Source organism: Cellulomonas fimi, from assembly GCF_028527925.1.
Taxonomy (GTDB): Bacteria; Actinomycetota; Actinomycetes; order Actinomycetales; family Cellulomonadaceae; genus Cellulomonas; species Cellulomonas fimi_C.
On sequence record NZ_JAPESW010000014.1, the window covers coordinates 1 to 17,599 of the forward strand.

General features: G+C 74.5%; 14 protein-coding genes. 10 read left to right on the forward strand and 4 right to left on the reverse strand.

Annotation, left to right across the window (positions count from 1 at the left end; genetic code table 11):
* A partial coding sequence (locus OMK64_RS21275; protein ID WP_308201778.1) for a TetR/AcrR family transcriptional regulator occupies positions 1–932 on the reverse strand: 932 nt, incomplete at its 3' end.
* Between the two features lie 152 nt (positions 933–1,084).
* On the opposite strand from OMK64_RS21275, the gene OMK64_RS08545 reads away from it, so the two are divergent.
* Positions 1,085–3,166 carry an acyl-CoA dehydrogenase family protein gene (locus OMK64_RS08545; RefSeq protein ID WP_272727653.1) on the forward strand — a complete coding sequence of 694 codons (2,082 nt, stop codon included), beginning with the start codon at positions 1,085–1,087 and terminating at the stop codon, positions 3,164–3,166.
* A 104-nt stretch (positions 3,167–3,270) separates the two neighbouring features.
* Here the strand turns inward: OMK64_RS08545 and OMK64_RS08550 are convergent, their stop codons facing one another.
* Positions 3,271–4,203: an aldo/keto reductase gene (locus tag OMK64_RS08550; protein ID WP_272727654.1), complete on the reverse strand. Its 933-nt coding sequence runs from the start codon at positions 4,201–4,203 to the stop codon at positions 3,271–3,273.
* Positions 4,204–4,258: 55 nt separating this feature from the next.
* Entirely contained in the window at positions 4,259–5,023 is a 765-nt protein-coding gene (locus OMK64_RS08555) for a DUF2599 domain-containing protein (protein ID WP_272727655.1), read from the reverse strand.
* Between the two features lie 110 nt (positions 5,024–5,133).
* On the opposite strand from OMK64_RS08555, the gene OMK64_RS08560 reads away from it, so the two are divergent.
* A complete protein-coding gene (locus OMK64_RS08560; protein WP_272727656.1) occupies positions 5,134–7,335 on the forward strand; it encodes a SpoIIE family protein phosphatase in 2,202 nt (733 codons plus the stop codon).
* 60 nt (positions 7,336–7,395) lie between these two features.
* Here the strand turns inward: OMK64_RS08560 and OMK64_RS08565 are convergent, their stop codons facing one another.
* On the reverse strand, positions 7,396–8,103 hold the full coding sequence (locus OMK64_RS08565) for a hypothetical protein (RefSeq protein ID WP_272727657.1): 708 nt from the start codon (positions 8,101–8,103) through the stop codon (positions 7,396–7,398).
* A gap of 272 nt (positions 8,104–8,375) precedes the next feature.
* Here OMK64_RS08565 and purL point away from each other — a divergent pair, with 272 nt between their 5' ends.
* From purL to OMK64_RS08605, 8 genes are all read left to right on the forward strand, one after another.
* Positions 8,376–10,751: a phosphoribosylformylglycinamidine synthase subunit PurL gene (gene purL / locus OMK64_RS08570; RefSeq protein ID WP_272727658.1), complete on the forward strand. Its 2,376-nt coding sequence runs from the start codon at positions 8,376–8,378 to the stop codon at positions 10,749–10,751.
* Between the two features lie 316 nt (positions 10,752–11,067).
* Positions 11,068–12,618, forward strand: a complete 1,551-nt coding sequence (locus OMK64_RS08575; protein WP_272727659.1) for a trypsin-like serine peptidase — start codon at positions 11,068–11,070, stop codon at positions 12,616–12,618.
* 10 nt (positions 12,619–12,628) lie between these two features.
* The gene (locus OMK64_RS20870) at positions 12,629–13,621 is read left to right on the forward strand and encodes an MvdC/MvdD family ATP grasp protein (protein ID WP_272727660.1); all 993 of its coding nucleotides are present in this window, start codon (positions 12,629–12,631) and stop codon (positions 13,619–13,621) included.
* 56 nt (positions 13,622–13,677) lie between these two features.
* Positions 13,678–14,766 carry a ribosome small subunit-dependent GTPase A gene (gene rsgA, locus OMK64_RS08585; protein WP_272727661.1) on the forward strand — a complete coding sequence of 363 codons (1,089 nt, stop codon included), beginning with the start codon at positions 13,678–13,680 and terminating at the stop codon, positions 14,764–14,766.
* Between the two features lie 190 nt (positions 14,767–14,956).
* The gene (locus OMK64_RS08590) at positions 14,957–15,247 is read left to right on the forward strand and encodes a flagellar FlbD family protein (RefSeq protein ID WP_308201779.1); all 291 of its coding nucleotides are present in this window, start codon (positions 14,957–14,959) and stop codon (positions 15,245–15,247) included.
* Positions 15,247–16,032, forward strand: a complete 786-nt coding sequence (locus OMK64_RS08595; protein ID WP_272727663.1) for a motility protein A — start codon at positions 15,247–15,249, stop codon at positions 16,030–16,032. The genes OMK64_RS08590 and OMK64_RS08595 overlap by 1 nt, the downstream gene beginning before the upstream one ends.
* Positions 16,029–16,925 carry an OmpA/MotB family protein gene (locus OMK64_RS08600; protein ID WP_272727664.1) on the forward strand — a complete coding sequence of 299 codons (897 nt, stop codon included), beginning with the start codon at positions 16,029–16,031 and terminating at the stop codon, positions 16,923–16,925. Before OMK64_RS08595 ends, OMK64_RS08600 begins: the two co-directional genes overlap by 4 nt.
* Before the next feature lies 1 nt (position 16,926).
* Positions 16,927–17,442: a flagellar basal body-associated FliL family protein gene (locus tag OMK64_RS08605; RefSeq protein WP_272727665.1), complete on the forward strand. Its 516-nt coding sequence runs from the start codon at positions 16,927–16,929 to the stop codon at positions 17,440–17,442.
* Positions 17,443–17,599: the final 157 nt, after the last annotated feature.

Below are 17,599 nucleotides of genomic sequence, written 5' to 3' on the forward strand. Positions count from 1 at the left end.
CTTCGGGCGCGCTCGAACGCAAGCCCTGCGTGGGGACGGGCTACTCCGGGTTGCAGCGGGCGGCGATCATCGCGAACGCGTCGACCTCCGGCCGCCACGGCTCGAGGTTCCACCGTGCCTTGTCGGGTGCGGTCGCGGGCGAGCAGGCCGACGGGGCCGGCCCAGAGCCAGGCGGCGACCTGGGCGGTGAGGGCCTCGCGGTCGGGGGTGCCGGGCTGGTCGCGGTGCGCGAGCCACCACTCCCCCGCGCCACGGACGAAGCCCACGGCGCCGGCGGCCCAGGCCTCGGCGAGCGCGACGCGTGCCGCGTCGTCCTCGTCGGCGGGGGCGGGCTCGTCGGGCGCGGCCTCGGGACGGCGGGCCGTGCGGCGGCCGTCGGGCTGCTCCTGCGTGAGGCCGCGTGCGAAGGGGGCGGCGACGAGGGCCGTCACGGAGTCGAGGAAGTGGCCGAGCGGGCCGCCGGACTCGACGGACCCGTCGCGCGTCACGAACGCGTACACGTTCGGCGACGACTCGATCATCTCGAGGTAGACGGCGACCATCGCGCGCAGGCCCTCGCGGGGCGTCGGCGAGACGCGCAGGACGCCCTCGAGCGCGCCCTGGATCTGCAGGACGACGGCCTCGGCGACGGCGATCTGGAGGCCGGTCTTGTCGGTGAAGTAGCGGTAGACGATCGACTTCGACGTGCCGGCGGCGGCCGCGATCTCCTCCATCGACACGTCCGGGCCGTGGTGGTGGACGGTGCGGCGGGCGATGCGGACGAGCTCGGCGCGGCGGGCCTCGCGGTGGTCGGCCCAGCGGGTCGAGCGACCGTCGACGGGCAGGTCGTGCGCGTCGGGCCCGGCGGGGACGACCGGCGGCGGCGAACCGGCGTCGGGGCGCAGGAGCGTGGGTCGCGTCGTCGTCGACGGCCCTCGTGTGATGGGGCTCACGAAACCGAAGGTATCAGGTACTGTGGGTTTCGGACACCACTTCGGGACGTAGGTCCCTCGCGCACCGGCACGAGGGCCGTCCGAGCTCGAGCGACGATGCGAGAGGAACCAAGCCGTGGCCCCCTCCCCCCGCAAGACCCGGAGGAGTCCCGATGACGACGACCACCCCCCGCCCGACCCCGGCGGAGACCGAGCAGGGCGACCCCCGGCTCGACGCCGACGTCCGCCTGGACGTCGACCACCTCGCGCACCTGCTGCTCGGGCACTACCCCGAGCTGCGACTGGGCGCGCGCCGGCTCATGGCCGACGAGCGGTTCCACCGCATCGAGGGCCTGCCGCTGGCCGAGCACCGCGACCGGGTGCTCGGCCAGCTGCGGCTGCTCGCCGCCGAGGGCGACGTGCACCGGTCGTTCCCCGTGCGGTTCGGCGGCGCCGAGGACCACGGCGGGTTCCTCGCGCGGTTCGAGGAGCTCGGCCACGCCGACCCGTCGCTGCAGATCAAGTCCGGCGTGCAGTGGGGCCTGTTCGCCTCGGCGATCTACCACCTCGGCACCGAGCGCAGCCACGACCAGTTCCTCGCCGACGCGCTGTCCGTCGCGGTCCCGGGCGCCTTCGCGATGACCGAGACCGGGCACGGGTCGGACGTCGCGTCGATCGGCACGACCGCGACGTACGACACCGAGACCGAGGAGTTCGTCATCCACACGCCGTTCCGTGCGGCGTGGAAGGACTACCTCGGCAACGCGGGCCAGCACGGCACCGCGGCGGTCGTCTTCGCCCGGCTCATCACCGCTCCCGCGGGCAAGCCGCGCGTCGACCACGGCGTGCACGCGTTCTACGTCCCGATCCGCGACCCGCAGACGATGGACTTCCTGCCGGGCGTCGGTGGTGAGGACGACGGCCTCAAGGGCGGGCTCAACGGCATCGACAACGGCCGGCTGTGGTTCGACCACGTGCGCGTCCCGCGCGTCAACCTGCTCAACCGCTACGGCGACGTCGACGCCGACGGCACCTACTCCTCGCCGATCGCGAGCCCCGGCCGCCGGTTCTTCACGATGCTCGGCACGCTCGTCCAGGGGCGCGTGTCCCTCGACGGCGCCGCCGTCACCGCGTCGCGGCTCGGCCTGACGATCGCGATCACGTACGGCAACCAGCGCCGCCAGTTCGCGGGCGCCGGCAACGACGAGGTCGTGCTGCTCGACTACGCCGAGCACCAGCGCCGCCTGCTGCCGCTGCTCGCCGAGACGTACGCCGCCGGTTTCGCGCACGAGGACCTCCTCGCCGCGTTCGACGACGTCTTCTCGGGCCGCAACGACACCCCCGAGACGCGCGAGGACCTCGAGACGCTGGCCGCCGCGCTCAAGCCGACGTCGACCTGGTTCGCGCTCAGGACGCTCCAGACGTGCCGCGAGGCGTGCGGCGGCGCCGGGTTCCTCACCGAGAACCGGCTGACCAGCCTCCGGGCCGACATGGACGTCTACGTGACGTTCGAGGGCGACAACACCGTGCTCTACCAGCTCGTCGGCAAGCGGCTCCTGTCCGACTACGCCAAGGGCTTCAAGCACCTCGACGCCGTCAAGGTCGCGCAGCTCGTCGCCGAGCGGGCCTCCGACGCCGCGCGGTTCCGCACGCCGCTGCACCGCGCGATCCAGACCATCGCGGACGTCGGCGACGTCCGCCGCAGCGCGGGCCAGCTCCGCGAGACCGACACCCAGCGGGCGCTGCTCGTCGACCGGGTCGAGACGATGGTCGCCGAGATCGCGCAGGCCCTGCGCCCCGCGCAGAAGGCCGACGCCGCGACGTCCGCCGCGCTGTTCAACAGCCAGCAGCACGCGATCGTCGAGGCCGCCCGCGCGCACGCCGAGCTCGTCCAGTGGGAGTCGTTCACCGCGGCGCTCGCGCGCGTCGACGACCCCGGCACCAAGCAGGTGCTCACGTGGGTGCGCGACCTGTTCGGGCTCACGCTCGTCGAGCGGCACCTCGCCTGGTACCTCGTCAACGGGCGCCTGTCGGCCGGCCGCGCGCGCACCGTCACGTCGTACATCGACCGGCTCGTGTCGCGCCTGCGGCCGCACGCGCAGGACCTCGTCGACGCGTTCGGCTTCGAGCAGTCGCACCTGCGCGCGCCCATCGCGTCGGGCGCGGAGCAGGCGCGGCAGGACGAGGCGCGCGCCTGGTACCGCGCGCAGCGCGCGTCGGGCGACGCCCCGATCCCGGAGAAGCACACCCGCTGACCCGGCACGACGACGGGCCCCGGGCGCGCGGTGGAGGCGCAGCCCGGGGCCCGTCGTCGCGTGCCGGGGCGGCCGGCCGGGTCCGCGCCCAGGTCGACGTCGTCTCAGGCAGGGGCGTCCAGACGGGCGACGACGTCGGCGTCGAGGGGCAGGAGTGCGCCGGCGACGGCCTCCTCGACCTGCTCGACGCGCGTCGCGCCCACGATCGGCACGACGCCGTGCGCGACGAGCCACGCGATGACGACCTGGTTCGCCGAGACGCCGAGCTCGCGGGCGACGTGGTGCAGCACGGCCAGCCGCGCCGTCGTCCCGGGGTGCTCGAAGAGCTCCTGCATCGGCTTGTCGGGCCGCGTGTACGCGCCGAACATCAGCGTGTTGTAGGCCCACAGCGTGAGGTCACCCTCGGCGGCGAGGTAGTCGAAGGTCTCCGGGGTCGCGAGCGTGTGCCCGCCCTCCGGCAGTCGGACGCCCGGGCGGGGCTGCAGGTAGGTGTGACGGAGCTGCACCTGCGTGAACGGCGCGACGCCCAGGTCGCGCGCGACGCGGCGGGCCCGCTCGAGGCGCCACGTCGCGTGGTTGCTCGCCCCGAGGACCCCGACCGTGCCGTCGGCGACGAGCGCGCCGAACGCCCCGACGGTCTCCTCGAGCGGGACCGTGCGGTCCTCGACGTGCGCCCAGTAGACGTCGATGCGGTCGGTGCCGAGGCGCTTGAGCGACCCCTCGACGGCCGCCCGGATCGCGGCGGCGGACAGGCCCTCGACGTCGTCGAGCGTCCGGTCGCCCGGCGTGCGCGGCCGCGCACCGACCTTCGTCGAGAGGACGACGGCGTCGCGGCTGCCGCGCGCGGCGAGCCAGCGGCCGATGGTCGCCTCGCTCTCGTCGCCCGTGCAGCCGTCCTGCCAGAACGGGTAGTTGTCGGCCGTGTCGAGCCGCGTGCCGCCGAGCTCGACGAACCGGTCGAGGATCGCGAAGGAGTCCTTCTCGTCCACCGTCGTGCCGAGCGGGATGGTGCCCAGTGCCAGTCGCAGATCGGTCATGACGACACCGTGCCGCTTCGAGCGCGCTCGAACGCAAGCCCTGCGTGGGGACGGGCTACTCCGGGTTGCAGCGGGCGGCGATCATCGCGAACGCGTCGACCTCCGGCCGCCACGGCTCGAGGTTCCACCGTGCCTTGTCGGGGGCGCCGAGCATGTGGCAGAGCAGCTGGTCGTGCATGGTCGGCGAGTCGGCGCGCGGCTCCTGCACGACGAGCTGCGCCCACGTGAGCTCCTGCGCAGCCAGTCCCGACGCCCGCGCCCAGGCGGTGGGTGTCACGGCGAGCGACTCGCCCCCCTCCCGGTCGCCCCAGTCGAGCCCCGCGAGCGTCGACGACGTGAGCCACAGGTCGGTGCCCGCAGCGGCGGCCACGCGCACGAGGTCCGGCGCGACCGACGCCGCCGGACCGCCCGCGAGCCCGCCGACGGGTGTCCCGGCGGCGTCGAGCACGAGGACCGTCCCGTCGTCGAGCACCGTGAGCGACCAGCCCTCGGGTGCCGCGACGTGGACCTCACCCGGCCCGACGGTCGCGCGGGCGCTGCCGTCGGGGTCGGGCGTGACCGTGACCGTCGTCGGCGCGACGGCGAGCACCGCCAGGGTCACAGGGCCGGAGACCAGCGGGACGCCCTGGGCGCGGACCGTCGCGGCGTCGGGTGCGGCGCTCGGCGACGGCGTCCGAACGGGCGACACGGCGTCCGTCGCCGCGGCCGTCGTCGACGGGGCCGTGGGGGCGCCGTCCGACTCCTGTGGACCGCACGCCACCAGCACGAGGAGCAGCGCGGCAGCGGCCGGCGCGGCGGCGGACGGGGCGGCGCGGCGCATGGCCGGACGCTAGCAGCGACGCGTCACAACTGGTCACGACGCTGTGGAGACATATGCTGACCCGAATGGTGTCCGGAGCGCGGCGCCCACCTGCCCGCCGAGGGGGGCCTGTGCCCGTCCGTGACGCTGCCGACGACGACGCCTCCGTCGCGTCCGTGCAGTGCCACGCCGGCGCCGTCCACCCGGAGGGTGTCGACGCGGTCGCCCACGCGCTCGAGGCGGAGCGCATGCGCTGGCAGCTCGCGGTCACCGCGGGGGAGATCGGCGGGTTCGACTGGGACCTGGTGACCGGCCGACTCGAGTGGGACGACCAGCTCCACGCCATCTTCGGCATCCCGCGCGAGGACTTCGACGGCACGATCGAGCACTTCGCGGCCGTGCTGCACCCCGACGACGTCGCGCGTGTCACGCAGGCGCTGCGCGCCGCGATCGCCTCCTGCGCGGAGTACGTCGCGGAGTACCGCGTGGTGCGCCCCGACGGGACGGTCCGGTGGGTGCAGGCCAGGGGCAAGGCGTTGCGCGGTCCGGACGGCACGGCCGTCCGCGTGCTCGGGGCGGCCTACGACACGACGGACCGGCGCGACGCCGACGCCCGCATCTCGCGCGTGCTCGAGACGATGTCCGCGGCGTTCTTCCTGCTCGACGACGCGTGGCGGTTCACGTACGTCAACGCCGAGGCGGAGGTGCTGCTGGCGCGCCCCCGGTCCGAGCTGCTGGGCGGCGTCCTCTGGGAGCTGTTCCCCGACGCGGTCGGCTCGGCGTTCGAGGAGCACTACCGCGCCGCCGTCCGCACCGGCGAGCCGCGCACGTTCGAGGCGTACTACCCGGCGCCGCTGGACCGCTGGTACGAGGTGCGCGCGTGGCCCGGCACGGACGGGCTGTCGGTGTACTTCTCCGACTGCACCGAGCGCCGCCGGTCGCAGGACGAGGCGCGGCGCGCGCGCGACCGGGCCGAGACCGAGCGTCGGGCGGCCGAGTGGGCGCGCCAGCGCGCGGAGGTGGGCCAGGCGCGGCTGCGGCTGCTCGGCGAGGTGGGCGACGACCTCGCGTCGACGCTCGACACCGAGGACGCCGTCGCGCGGTTGGCCCGCCACCTCGTCCCGAGCCTCGCGTCGTGGTGCCTCATCACGCTGTCGACCGACCAGCGCCACCTGCGCGACATCGCCTCGTGGCACGGCGACCCCGCACGCCGCGAGACCGTCGCCCGGTACGCGCGGCTCCGGCTGAACTCGCTCGACCCGTCGTCGTACCTGTACCAGGCGCTGCGCACGGGCGAGGTCGTCGCGGTCCCCGACGCGACCCGCGCGATCTCCGAGGTCCTCACCGTCGGCGAGGCGCGGACCGTGCTCGGCGAGCTGGCCCCGAGCAGCGCGTACGCGATCCCGCTGCGCGCGCGTGGGCGCACGGTCGGCGCGATGACGCTGTTCCTCGACGAAGGCCGCCGCGACCTCACCTCGGACGACCTGGCGATGCTCGTGCAGCTCGCCGACCGCGCCGGGCTCGCGCTCGACAACGCGCGGCTGTACGAGGAGCAGCGGCAGATGGCGGAGTCGCTGCAGCGCGCGCTGCTGTCCCCGCCGGTGACCCCTGAGGGGCTGCGCGTCGTCGTGCGGTACCTGCCCGCGTCGAGGGCCGCCCAGGTGGGCGGCGACTGGTACGACGCGTTCCTCCAGCGGGACGGCGCGACCGTGCTCGCCGTCGGGGACGTGATCGGGCACGACACGCAGGCCGCCGCGGCGATGAGCCAGGTGCGGACGCTGCTGCGGGGCATCGGGTACACGTCGGGCGCCGCTCCGGCGACCATCCTGCGCGACCTCGACGAGGCGATGCAGGGGCTGCGCGTCGACACCATGGCGACGGCCGTCGTCGCGCGCGTCGACCCGGCGCCGTGCGGCGACGTCGGGGGCCGGCGCGTGCGGTGGTCCAGCGCGGGTCACCTCCCGCTCGTCGTGGTGGCGCCCGACGGGACCGCCCGCGCGCTCGACACCGGTCGGTACGAGCTGCTGCTCGGGGTCGGCCAGGGGACCGAGCGGGCGGAGCACGAGGTGCTGCTCGAGCCCGGCAGCGTGCTGATGCTCTACACCGACGGGTTGGTCGAGCGGCGCGGCGAGCACCTGTCGCAGGGGGTCGCACGGCTGTGCGAGGTCCTCACCGAGCTGCTCGCGCACGTGCCGCTCGACGACGAGGACGCCCTGGCCCGCGCGGTCGACGGGCTCCTGGCGCGCATGCTGGACGGTCACGCCGACGACGACGTGGCGGTCCTCGCCGTTCACGTCCTGCCGCGACCCGAGGTGGACGCGACGGCCGCGTGACTGGCCCGGCCCGCCTCTCGCGGCGTCCGGCCGTGGGCCCCGTCGTCGGGGCGGGTCGGCCTAGAGGCGGTGCGCGGGCCGGGCGTGCCGGCCACGACGGTGCACCGACCGCAGGACGACGCCCGCCGCGAGGGCCGCGGTGCCGAGGCCGAGGACCGGCACCAGCAGCCCGCTCCCGGTGATCGCGAGCCCGCCGGAGCCTGCACCCGCGCTGAGCACCTCGGAGCGGACGACGGACGCGCTCGACGTGGGCGCCGGTGTCGCGACCAGCGCCGCGCCGCTCACGGTCGGGCTGGGCGTCGGGGCCGGGGTCGCGCTCGGCGCCGGCGCGGGCTCGGCCTCCGGCGGTCCCGCGGGGACGGCCGGGATCGGCTCGACAGGCTCCGCCGTGAGAGGGGCGTCGGTGCACGCCGGCCGCTGGCCGCCCTCGCCGAAGTGCTCGTTGTACCCGCTGACCTCGACCCACGTGACGCAGTACCGGTCGGGCAGGCCGAGCTCGGTCCACGCGAGCCCCGTCCGGCCCGCGAACGCCCCCTGCGCGGTCGCGGCCTGGACGTGGAGCTGCGCGGTGAGCGTCCGGCCGTCGACGTCGTACCGGACGTTCACGTGGTCGTGCTCGACGAACGTCCGTCCGGCGGGCAGCGTGAGCCCGTCGGCCGTGACGGTGTACGGCGTCGGGTCGTCGGAGCCGCCCGCGGACGCGGCGGCCGCGCTCCCTGCGACGAGCAGGCAGGAGAGCGGGACGACGGCGGCGGCGCGGCGGAGCATCGGACCTCGGTGACGGCTCAGGGTGGACGGCGTGCGGTGACGACCCTAGGCGCGATCCGGACATGGCGGACGAAACGGGCGATGAGAGTCCCGTGAGAACCTGCACGTCAGCGGCCTGCAGGCGCGTCGCGCAGAGCGGCTGTCGGGGCCTAGCCGCCGTCGCCTGGACGCCCTCCGGTCGCCCGCCCGGCCGCGGGTACCCTGGTCCCCGTCTGCCGACCCCGCCGCGGTCCGGCGTCCCGCCGCCGTCCGCGCCCCCACCGAGGGAATCGATGACCACCGCATCCCCCCGCACCGCGCCCACGACCGACACCGTCGAGCACGCCGCCGCGACGCCCGACCAGGAGCAGCCGTTCGCCGAGCTCGGGCTCAAGCCGGACGAGTACCAGCGGATCCGCGACATCCTCGGCCGCCGCCCCACGGCCGCCGAGCTCGCGATGTACTCCGTGATGTGGTCGGAGCACTGCTCCTACAAGTCCTCCAAGACGCACCTGCGCCAGTTCGGCGACAAGACGACGCCGGCGATGAAGGAGCACCTGCTCGTCGGCATCGGCGAGAACGCGGGCGTCGTCGACATCGGCGACGGCTGGGCCGTGACCTTCAAGGTCGAGAGCCACAACCACCCGTCCTACGTCGAGCCCTACCAGGGCGCCGCGACGGGCGTCGGCGGCATCGTGCGCGACATCATCTCGATGGGCGCGCGGCCGGTCGCGGTCATGGACCAGCTGCGCTTCGGCGCGGTCGACCACCCCGACACCGCGCGCGTCGTGCACGGCGTGGTCGCGGGCGTCGGCGGCTACGGCAACAGCCTCGGCCTGCCGAACATCGGCGGCGAGCTCGTCTTCGACGCGTCCTACCAGGGCAACCCGCTCGTCAACGCGCTGTGCCTGGGCGTGCTGCGCCACGAGGACATCCACCTCGCCAACGCGTCGGGCGCGGGCAACAAGGTCGTGCTGTTCGGCGCGCGCACGGGCGGCGACGGCATCGGCGGCGCGTCGATCCTGGCCTCCGAGACGTTCGACGACACCAAGCCGAGCAAGCGCCCGTCCGTGCAGGTCGGCGACCCGTTCATGGAGAAGGTGCTCATCGAGTGCTGCCTCGAGCTCTACGCGGCGCAGGTCGTCGAGGGCATCCAGGACCTGGGCGCGGCCGGCATCTCGTGCGCGACGAGCGAGCTCGCGTCGAACGGTGACGGCGGCATGCACGTCGACCTGGAGAACGTCCTGCTGCGCGACCCGACGCTCACGGCCGGCGAGATCCTCATGTCGGAGTCGCAGGAGCGCATGATGGCGGTCGTCGCGCCCGACAAGCTCGACGCGTTCCTCGCCATCACCGGCAAGTGGGACGTCGAGACCGCCGTGATCGGCGAGGTCACCGGCACGGGCCGCCTCACGATCGACCACCACGGCCAGCGCATCGTCGACGTCGACCCGAAGACGGTCGCGCACGAGGGTCCGGTCTACGACCGCCCGTACACGCGCCCGGCGTGGCAGGACGCGCTCAACGCCGACTCGGTCGCCGACGAGTCGCGGTTCGCGCGCCCGTCGACCGCCGCGGACCTGCGCCAGACGGTGCTGCGGCTGCTCGCGAGCCCCAACCTCGCGGACAAGTCGTGGGTGACGAACCAGTACGACCGCTTCGTGCAGGGCAACACCGCGCTCGCGCAGCCCGACGACTCGGGGGTGATCCGCGTCGACGAGACGACCGGCCTGGGCGTCGCGCTCGCGACCGACGCGAACGGCCGCTACGGCAAGCTCGACCCGTACACGGGTGCGCAGCTCGCGCTCGCCGAGGCGTACCGCAACGTCGCGACGACGGGCGCCCGCCCGCTCGCGGTCACGGACTGCCTGAACTTCGGCAGCCCCGAGCACCCGGACTCGATGTGGCAGCTCGTCGAGGCGATCCGCGGCCTCGCGGACGCGTGCCAGGAGCTCGAGGTGCCCGTCACGGGCGGCAACGTCTCGCTCTACAACGGCACGGGCGAGCCCGGGAAGATCGACTCGGCCATCCACCCGACGCCCGTCGTCGGCGTGCTGGGCGTGCTCGACGACGTCGCCGACGCGGTCCCGTCGGGCTGGACGACGCCGGGCCAGGCCGTCTACCTGCTGGGCGAGACGCGCGCGGAGCTCGACGGCTCGGCGTGGGCCGACGTCGTGCACCAGCACCTCGGCGGCACGCCGCCGCGCGTCGACCTCGCCGCCGAGCGCCGCCTCGCGCAGGTGCTCGTCGCCGCGGCCCGCGACGACCTGGTCGACGCCGCGCACGACCTGTCGGAGGGCGGCCTCGCGATCGCGCTCGTCGAGTCGAGCCTGCGCTACGGCACGGGTGTGCAGGTCGACCTGGACGCGCTGTGCGCGCGCGACGGCGTGACGCCGTTCGAGGCGCTGTTCTCCGAGTCGCAGGGTCGCGTGATCGTGGCGGTGCCGCGCTCGGAGGAGGTCCGCCTGCTCGACCTGTGCACCGCGCGCGGCGTGCCGGCGCTCCGGCTCGGCGAGACCGCGGAGACCTGCACCCCGGGTGCGGGCACGCCGGTCGACGACGCGGACCACGAGCACGCCCCGGCGGTCGAGGTGCGCGGCCTGTTCACGCTGCCGCTCGCCGAGGCCCGCGCGGCGTGGTCGGCGACCCTCCCGTCGTACTTCGGCTGACGCCGCCCGCGACACCTGCCCGACGCCCGCGTCCGCCTCGTGCGACGCGGGCGTCGTCGTCGACGGGGCGAAGCGGACGGCACGCCACTGCACCGGGGGGCGTGCCGTCCGCGCGCAGGGTGTGCGCGCGCCCATGTAACAGCAGGCCACCGCCCCGAATCGTTTCGCGACCGGCGGGGCCGCTGCTTCTCACCCGTGGTCGCCGCGGCTTCTCACCCGCGGTCGCCGCAGGGGCCGCCGTATCGGCGACGTCCCGCCCGGCTCCTTCCTCTACGGCGCGGCAGGGGGACTGTCGCCGACCTGAAGGAGCACGGCCATGCCAGCGAAGAAGAAGCAGCCGGCCGACCTCGGCGGCGGCGGGATGTACCCGCCGCACCTCGAGGACCTGCCGGGCCAGGAGACCCGCGGCGCGGGAGAACGCGTGCCGTACGCCGAGGTGCTGCGGTCCATCTGCGGCGCGACGGACGACTCGCAGGAGGTCGAGCAGTACGACGGCACGCTCGGCGTGACCGTCGGGTTCGTCAACGCCCACGAGCGGCCCGTCGTGCAGGTGCAGTGGAACAGCGACCTGGCGGCGACGTTCACCAACCCGGGCAACGTCAGCGGCGTGCGGTGGGGGACAGGCACGCTCATCGGCCCGGACCTCGTCCTCACGTGCGGCCACCTGTTCGACCCCGACCCGAACGGCTGGACGATCCCGCGGCAGAACGGCACGAGCACGCCGCTGTCGCCCCAGCAGGCCGCGACGGCCATGCACGTCAACCTCAACTACCAGGTCGACGCGGGCGGCACGCTCCAGGCGGAGCAGTCGTTCGCGATCACGCAGCTCGTCGAGTACCGGCTCGGCGGGCTCGACATGGCGCTGTTCCGCGTCGCCGGCAACCCCGGCAACACGTACGGCTGGTCGGAGTTCGGCACCGCGAACCCCGCGGTCGGCGACATGCTCGCGATCATCGGCCACCCCGTCGGCGCTCCGAAGCGCATCGAGGCGGGACCCGCGACCCAGGTCACCGCGAACACCATCCGCTACGCCGACATCGACACGCTCGGCGGCAACTCCGGCTCCGGCATCCTGCACTCCCCGTCGGGGCGCGTCGTCGGCGTGCACACCAACGGCGGGTGCACCGCGTCCGGCGGCAGCAACTCGGGTGTCGCGATCGCGGCGATCGTCGCGGCCTCGCCCACGCTGCAGGGGCTCACGCCGAGCTCGAGCACGGGCCTCGGCCTCGACCTGTCGACCCCGCTCGCGGCCGACGTCACCGGCACGCTGCTGTCCGCGGACACCGCCGCCGGCACGGACACCAGCTTCCTGCAGGACACCCTCGGCACCCCGATCGCCCAGGACGTCGCGACGACGATCGCCGCCGACACGGCGACCCCGAAGATCCAGGACCTGCTCGGCACCCCGCTGTCCCAGGACCTCGCGACGACGCACGCCACGGACGTCGGCACCGCGACGCTCCAGGACCACCTCGGCACGCCGCTCGCGCAGGACCTCGCGACACCGGTCCAGCGGGACAACCTCACCTCGCTGAACCGGGACACTCACATCGCGCTCGACGCGGGCACGCCGGTCGCGATCGACTCGGGCGCGGCGGACCAGCCCGGCACGCTGTTCGCGGCGGACGTCGGCATCCTCAACCCGGGCGGGATCGTCGTGAACCCGGGGCTGACAGGCGGCCTCGTCGGCGGCCAGCGGCCGTTCGTGCAGGCCGGGCCGTACATCTCGCTCGGGCAGGACGAGGGCGGCGACACCGTCCTCGGCGCGGTGCTCGCCGAGCTCGAGGCGCTCATCGCCACCCAGACGCAGGTCCTCGGCTCGCTCCAGGCGCTCTACGCGACCCTGGCCGGCGAGGCGGACGGCTGACGAGGCCGACGTGATCGGCATCGTCTCCCACGCGGGCGACCTGCACACGCAGACCGTGGCCCGGCACCTCGACACCCGAGGTGCCGGGCACCGGCTGCTCGACACGTCGCGCGTGCCCACGGCGGCCGCGCTCACGACCCGGCAGCGTCCCGACGGGACGTGGACGGGCACGTGGGCGGACGCCGACGGCACGCTCGACCTCGCGGACGTCGGCGCCGTCTGGTGGCGTCGCCCGCAGCCGTTCGTCCTGCACGACGAGGTGACCCGCCCGCACGACCGCGGCTTCGCGCACGGCGAGTGCGCCGCGATGGTCGCGGGCCTGTGGGCGTGCATGGACGCCGAGTGGGTCAACGACCCCGACCGGGACGAGGCGGCGTCGCGCAAGATGCGCCAGCTCCAGCTCGCCGCCCGGCTGGGCCTGCGCGTGCCGCGCACGTGCATGACCAACGACCCCGAGCAGGCACGCGACTTCGTCGGGTCCGAGCCGTCGGGCGTCGTCTACAAGTCGTTCTCCGCGACGCCGCGCACATGGCGCGAGACCCGGCCGGTCCGCCCGGAGGACGTCGAGATGATCGACGCCGTGCGGTTCGCGCCGGTGATCTTCCAGGAGCTCGTGCCGGGCGGCCGCGACGTCCGGGCGACCGTCGTCGACGGCCGGGTGTTCGCGGCGGAGATCCGCGCCGACCGGTCCGCCTACGAGTTCGACTTCCGGATCGACACGATGAACGCGCCGATCACCGCCCACCGGCTGCCCGACGACGTCGAGCGCCGGCTGGTCGACCTCGTCGCGACGCTGGGCCTGCGGTACGGCGCCGCCGACTTCCGCGTCGCACCCGACGGCGACCACGTGTTCCTCGAGGTGAACCCGGCCGGTCAGTGGCTGTTCGTCGAGCTCGCGACCGGCCTGCCGATCTCGGCCGCCCTCGCGGACCTGCTGATCCGCCTCGACGCGGCACCGTCGCCCCGTGCGGCCGCCGGGTCGCGCACCGCGACGACCGTCTGACGGGGCGCTCGAAATGCGTGGCTCGGCGGTCCGGGCCACGCCTACCGTCGGTCAGCATGACGACCGATCCGGACGCGATCCCCGCGGGGGCCGTGCGCGTGGTCCGCGCCGACCGTGGCGCGGTCCTCGTGCTGCCCGCGCGCGCCCTCGCGCCCGTCGACGGCCGGGGTCCCGACACGCCCGACGCGGTCGAGCACGACGAGCCCCGACGCGTCCCGCTCGACCGCGACGGCTGCGTCGCGTCCGACGAGGGCCGCACGCCCCCGACGGTGGGGGACTGGCTGCTCCTCGGCGAGACCCCTGACGGCCCGCGCGTCGCGACGATGCTCCCGCGGACCACGGCGCTGGTCCGCGACACCGCGGGCGAGACCAGCCGCACCCAGGCGCTCGCCGCGAACGTCGACGCGGTGCTCGTCGTCGAGCACCTCGACCCCGACCCCGACCTCGGCCGCATCGAGCGGCTCCTCACGCTCGCCTGGCGGTCCGGTGCCCGCCCGGTCGTCGTGCTCACCAAGGCGGACCTGGTGCCCGACCCCGACGGCATGGCCGCCGACGTCGCGCTCGTCGCGCTCGCGGTCGACGTGCACGCGGTGTCGGCGCAGGACGGCCGCGGGCTGGACGAGCTCCGCCGGGACGTCGTCCGCCCCGGGCACACGCTCGTCGTCGTCGGGCCGTCGGGTGCGGGCAAGTCGACGCTGGTCAACGCGCTCGCCGGGCGGACCGTCATGGACGTCGGCGACCGCCGCTCGGACGGCAAGGGCCGGCACACGACCACGCACCGCGAGCTCGTCCCGCTGGCCGACGGCGCGATGCTCGTCGACACCCCCGGGATCCGCGGCGTCGGCGTGGTGGCCGACGCGGACGCGCTCGACGCGACCTTCTCCGACGTCGCCGGGTTCGCCGCGGCGTGCCGGTTCTCCGACTGCCGGCACGAGGGGGAGCCCGGCTGCGCGGTCCGCGCGGCGCTCGAGTCCGGCGAGCTCGCGCCCCGACGGCTCGAGTCGTTCCGGCGTCTGGAGCGCGAGGCGGCCTACCAGGCGCGCCGCGTCGACGCCCGCCTCGCCGCCGAGGAGCGCGCGCGGTGGAAGAAGGTCACGAAGGAGTACCAGCGGGGGATGCGCGGGGCGGGCCGCCCCCGCCCCTGACGGGTGACCGGCCGGCACCCGGCCGCCACCGCCCGACCCTGACCAGGGCGATCACGACGGATCGCGGGCAAACCCTCACACCTCGCGTGCCCCGACCGATCAGATGAGCACAGGGCCCACGGACGGGCCCGGGGCGGCGGTCGCCGCCTGCAGGACCAGGTGACCAGGGACGGGTACCGCAGTGATCGTCGTGACGCGCCTCAACGGAGGACAGATCGGGGTGAACCCCGACCTCGTCCAGCGCATCGACTCCGCGCCGGACACCATCCTCACGCTCATCGACGGGACGAAGTACATCGTCACCGAGTCCCTGCCCGAGGTCATCGACCGCATCAACGAGCACCGCGCGTCCATCCTCGCCCGGGCGCGCGAGATCCAGTCGTCGCCGCACATCGGGCTCGTCCCCGACCTCGAGGACGACGAGCCGACCGCGCAGGCGCCCATCGCGCCGGCGGTGCCGCTGCGACCGAGGAGCGTGTGATGGACCCGGCCGGCATCATCGGGATCGTCGTCGCCCTGGTCGCGATCTTCGGGGCGATGATCCTCGAGGGCGCGGACCCCATGTCCGTCATGCTGCCCGCACCGCTGCTGCTGGTGTGGGTCGGCACGATCGGCGTCGGCCTCGCGGGGCACACGCTGCGCGACGCCAAGGAGTCGTTCGCGGCCGTCCCGCGCGCGCTGCGCAGCGGCATCCCCGACCCGTCGGACACGGTCGACACGCTCGTCAGCCTCGCCGACCGCGCCCGCCGCGAGGGCCTCCTCGCGCTCGAGGACGCCGCGCGCACGATCGACGACCAGTTCCTGCGCGCCGGCCTCCAGGCGGCGATCGACGGCACCGACCCCGAGGACCTGCGCATGATCCTCGAGGACAAGATCGCCACCAAGCGGGCCCGCGAGCGCGCGCACGCCAAGTACTTCCAGGACATGGGCGGCTACGCGCCGACCATCGGCATCATCGGCACGGTCATCTCGCTCGTGCACGTGCTCGAGAACCTGGCCGACCCCGCGTCGCTCGGGCACTCGATCGCTGCCGCGTTCGTCGCGACCCTCTGGGGCATCCTCTCGGCCAACGTCGTGTGGCTCCCGCTCGGGACGCGCATCCGCCGCATCTCCGACCTCGAGTGCACGCAGATGGAGATGACGCTCGAGGGTCTGCTGTCGGTCCAGGCCGGTGCCAACCCGCGCCTCGTCGGCGAGCGGCTGCGCAGCCTGCTGCCCGACGCGCCCGAGGGCAAGGACGCCAAGGCGAAGTCGAGGGCCGCGTGAGCGCGGGGCGGCGGCGGCGTCACGAGGAGGAGGAGCACGTCAACCACGAGCGCTGGCTCGTGAGCTACTCCGACATGATCACGGTCCTCATGGCGCTGTTCATCGTGCTGTTCGCGATCAGCCAGGTGGACCAGGAGAAGTACATCGCGCTGCGGGACTCGCTCGCGGCGGGCTTCATGGACACCACGACGTCGCCGTCGGTGCTCGAGGGCACGTCGGGGAACCTCGACGGCGCGACCGTGCACAAGGACACGACGCCCGCCGACGGCTCGGCGGGCATGGTGAGCGCGGACAGCGGGCTCGGCCTCCAGGCCGCCGACCCGATGACGCCCACGACCCAGACGCCGCAGGAGGCCCTCGATCCCGCGGTCCTCGCCGCGGCACAGGCCGAGGCGGCGCACCTGCAGGACCTGCAGACGCGCATCATGCAGGCGCTCACCGCGAACGGCCTCGACAACGCGGTGCGCATGCGGATCGACGAGCGCGGCCTCGTGCTCGGTCTCGTCGCCGACGACGTGTTCTTCGCCCCGGCCCGCGCCGAGCTCACCGACACCGCGAACCGCGTGCTCGACGTCGCGGCGCCGCTGCTCGTCGGCATCGGCGAGAACATCTCCGTGGAGGGCCACGCCAACGTCATCCCGGTCTCCGGGCGGTACGCGACCAACTGGGAGCTGTCGTCCGACCGGGCCACCCAGGTGCTGCGGCACCTCGTCGAGGTCGACGGCATGCCGGGCAACCGGATCATGGCCGTCGGGTTCGGCGACACGCGCCCGCTCGTCGCGGGCGACAGCCCGGAGGCGCTCGCGGCGAACCGCCGCGTCGACCTCGTCGTCCTCAGCAACGCGCCCGAGCAGGTCCGCGCGCTGCTGCCCTCGTTGACCCAGGGAGGCTGACGTGCCCATCGAGCAGCGGGTCATCTCCGGCCCCAAGATCGGCGCGAAGATCGGCGGGAACTCGTCGTCCGCGGCTCCCGCGCCCGCGCCCGAGCCCGAGCCGAAGAAGCGTCGTGCGCCGTCCAGGAAGCTCCTGATCGTCGGGGCCGTCGTCGTGGTCCTCGCGGCAGCGGCGGCCGCCTGGTTCCTCTTCTTCCAGGGCGACGGCGCACCGCCCGAGGAGCCCGCGCCCGAGGCCGGCGAGGTCGTGCAGGTCGAGCCGATCAGCCTCAACCTCGCGGACGGGCACTACCTGCGGCTCGGGATCGCGCTGCAGCTCACGAAGGACGCGGAGGAGTCGCCCGACCCGGCGCGCGCGCTCGACCTGGCCATCGAGCTGTTCTCGGGCCGGTCGGTCGCCGAGATCTCCGACCCCGCCAGTCGTGCCGCGCTCAAGGACCAGCTCGCGCACGAGCTCGTCGAGGCCTACGAGGGCGAGGTGATGGACGTCTACCTGACGAACTACGTCACGCAGTAGGCCGGCCGCAGCCGGCGACCCAGGGCACCACGGAGGGTGCCCGCACCGCCCCGCAGTCCGTCGCACGAGGCGACGGAGGGGATGAAGTCAGGGGTTTCGCTCAGCACCCCTGCGCGCCCGCCGATAGGGCGGTCGTGACACCCCTTGCGCCGCAGCC

Excerpts from the sequence above, each read along its gene's own strand:
- OMK64_RS08545 (WP_272727653.1), top strand. The coding sequence starts at position 1,085 with ATGACGACGACCACCCCCCGCCCGACCCCGGCGGAGACCGAGCAGGGC.
- OMK64_RS08550 (WP_272727654.1), bottom strand. The coding sequence starts at position 4,203 with ATGACCGATCTGCGACTGGCACTGGGCACCATCCCGCTCGGCACGACG.
- OMK64_RS08555 (WP_272727655.1), bottom strand. The coding sequence starts at position 5,023 with ATGCGCCGCGCCGCCCCGTCCGCCGCCGCGCCGGCCGCTGCCGCGCTG.
- OMK64_RS08565 (WP_272727657.1), bottom strand. The coding sequence starts at position 8,103 with ATGCTCCGCCGCGCCGCCGCCGTCGTCCCGCTCTCCTGCCTGCTCGTC.
- purL (WP_272727658.1), top strand. The coding sequence starts at position 8,376 with ATGACCACCGCATCCCCCCGCACCGCGCCCACGACCGACACCGTCGAG.
- OMK64_RS08575 (WP_272727659.1), top strand. The coding sequence starts at position 11,068 with ATGCCAGCGAAGAAGAAGCAGCCGGCCGACCTCGGCGGCGGCGGGATG.
- rsgA (WP_272727661.1), top strand. The coding sequence starts at position 13,678 with ATGACGACCGATCCGGACGCGATCCCCGCGGGGGCCGTGCGCGTGGTC.
- OMK64_RS08595 (WP_272727663.1), top strand. The coding sequence starts at position 15,247 with ATGGACCCGGCCGGCATCATCGGGATCGTCGTCGCCCTGGTCGCGATC.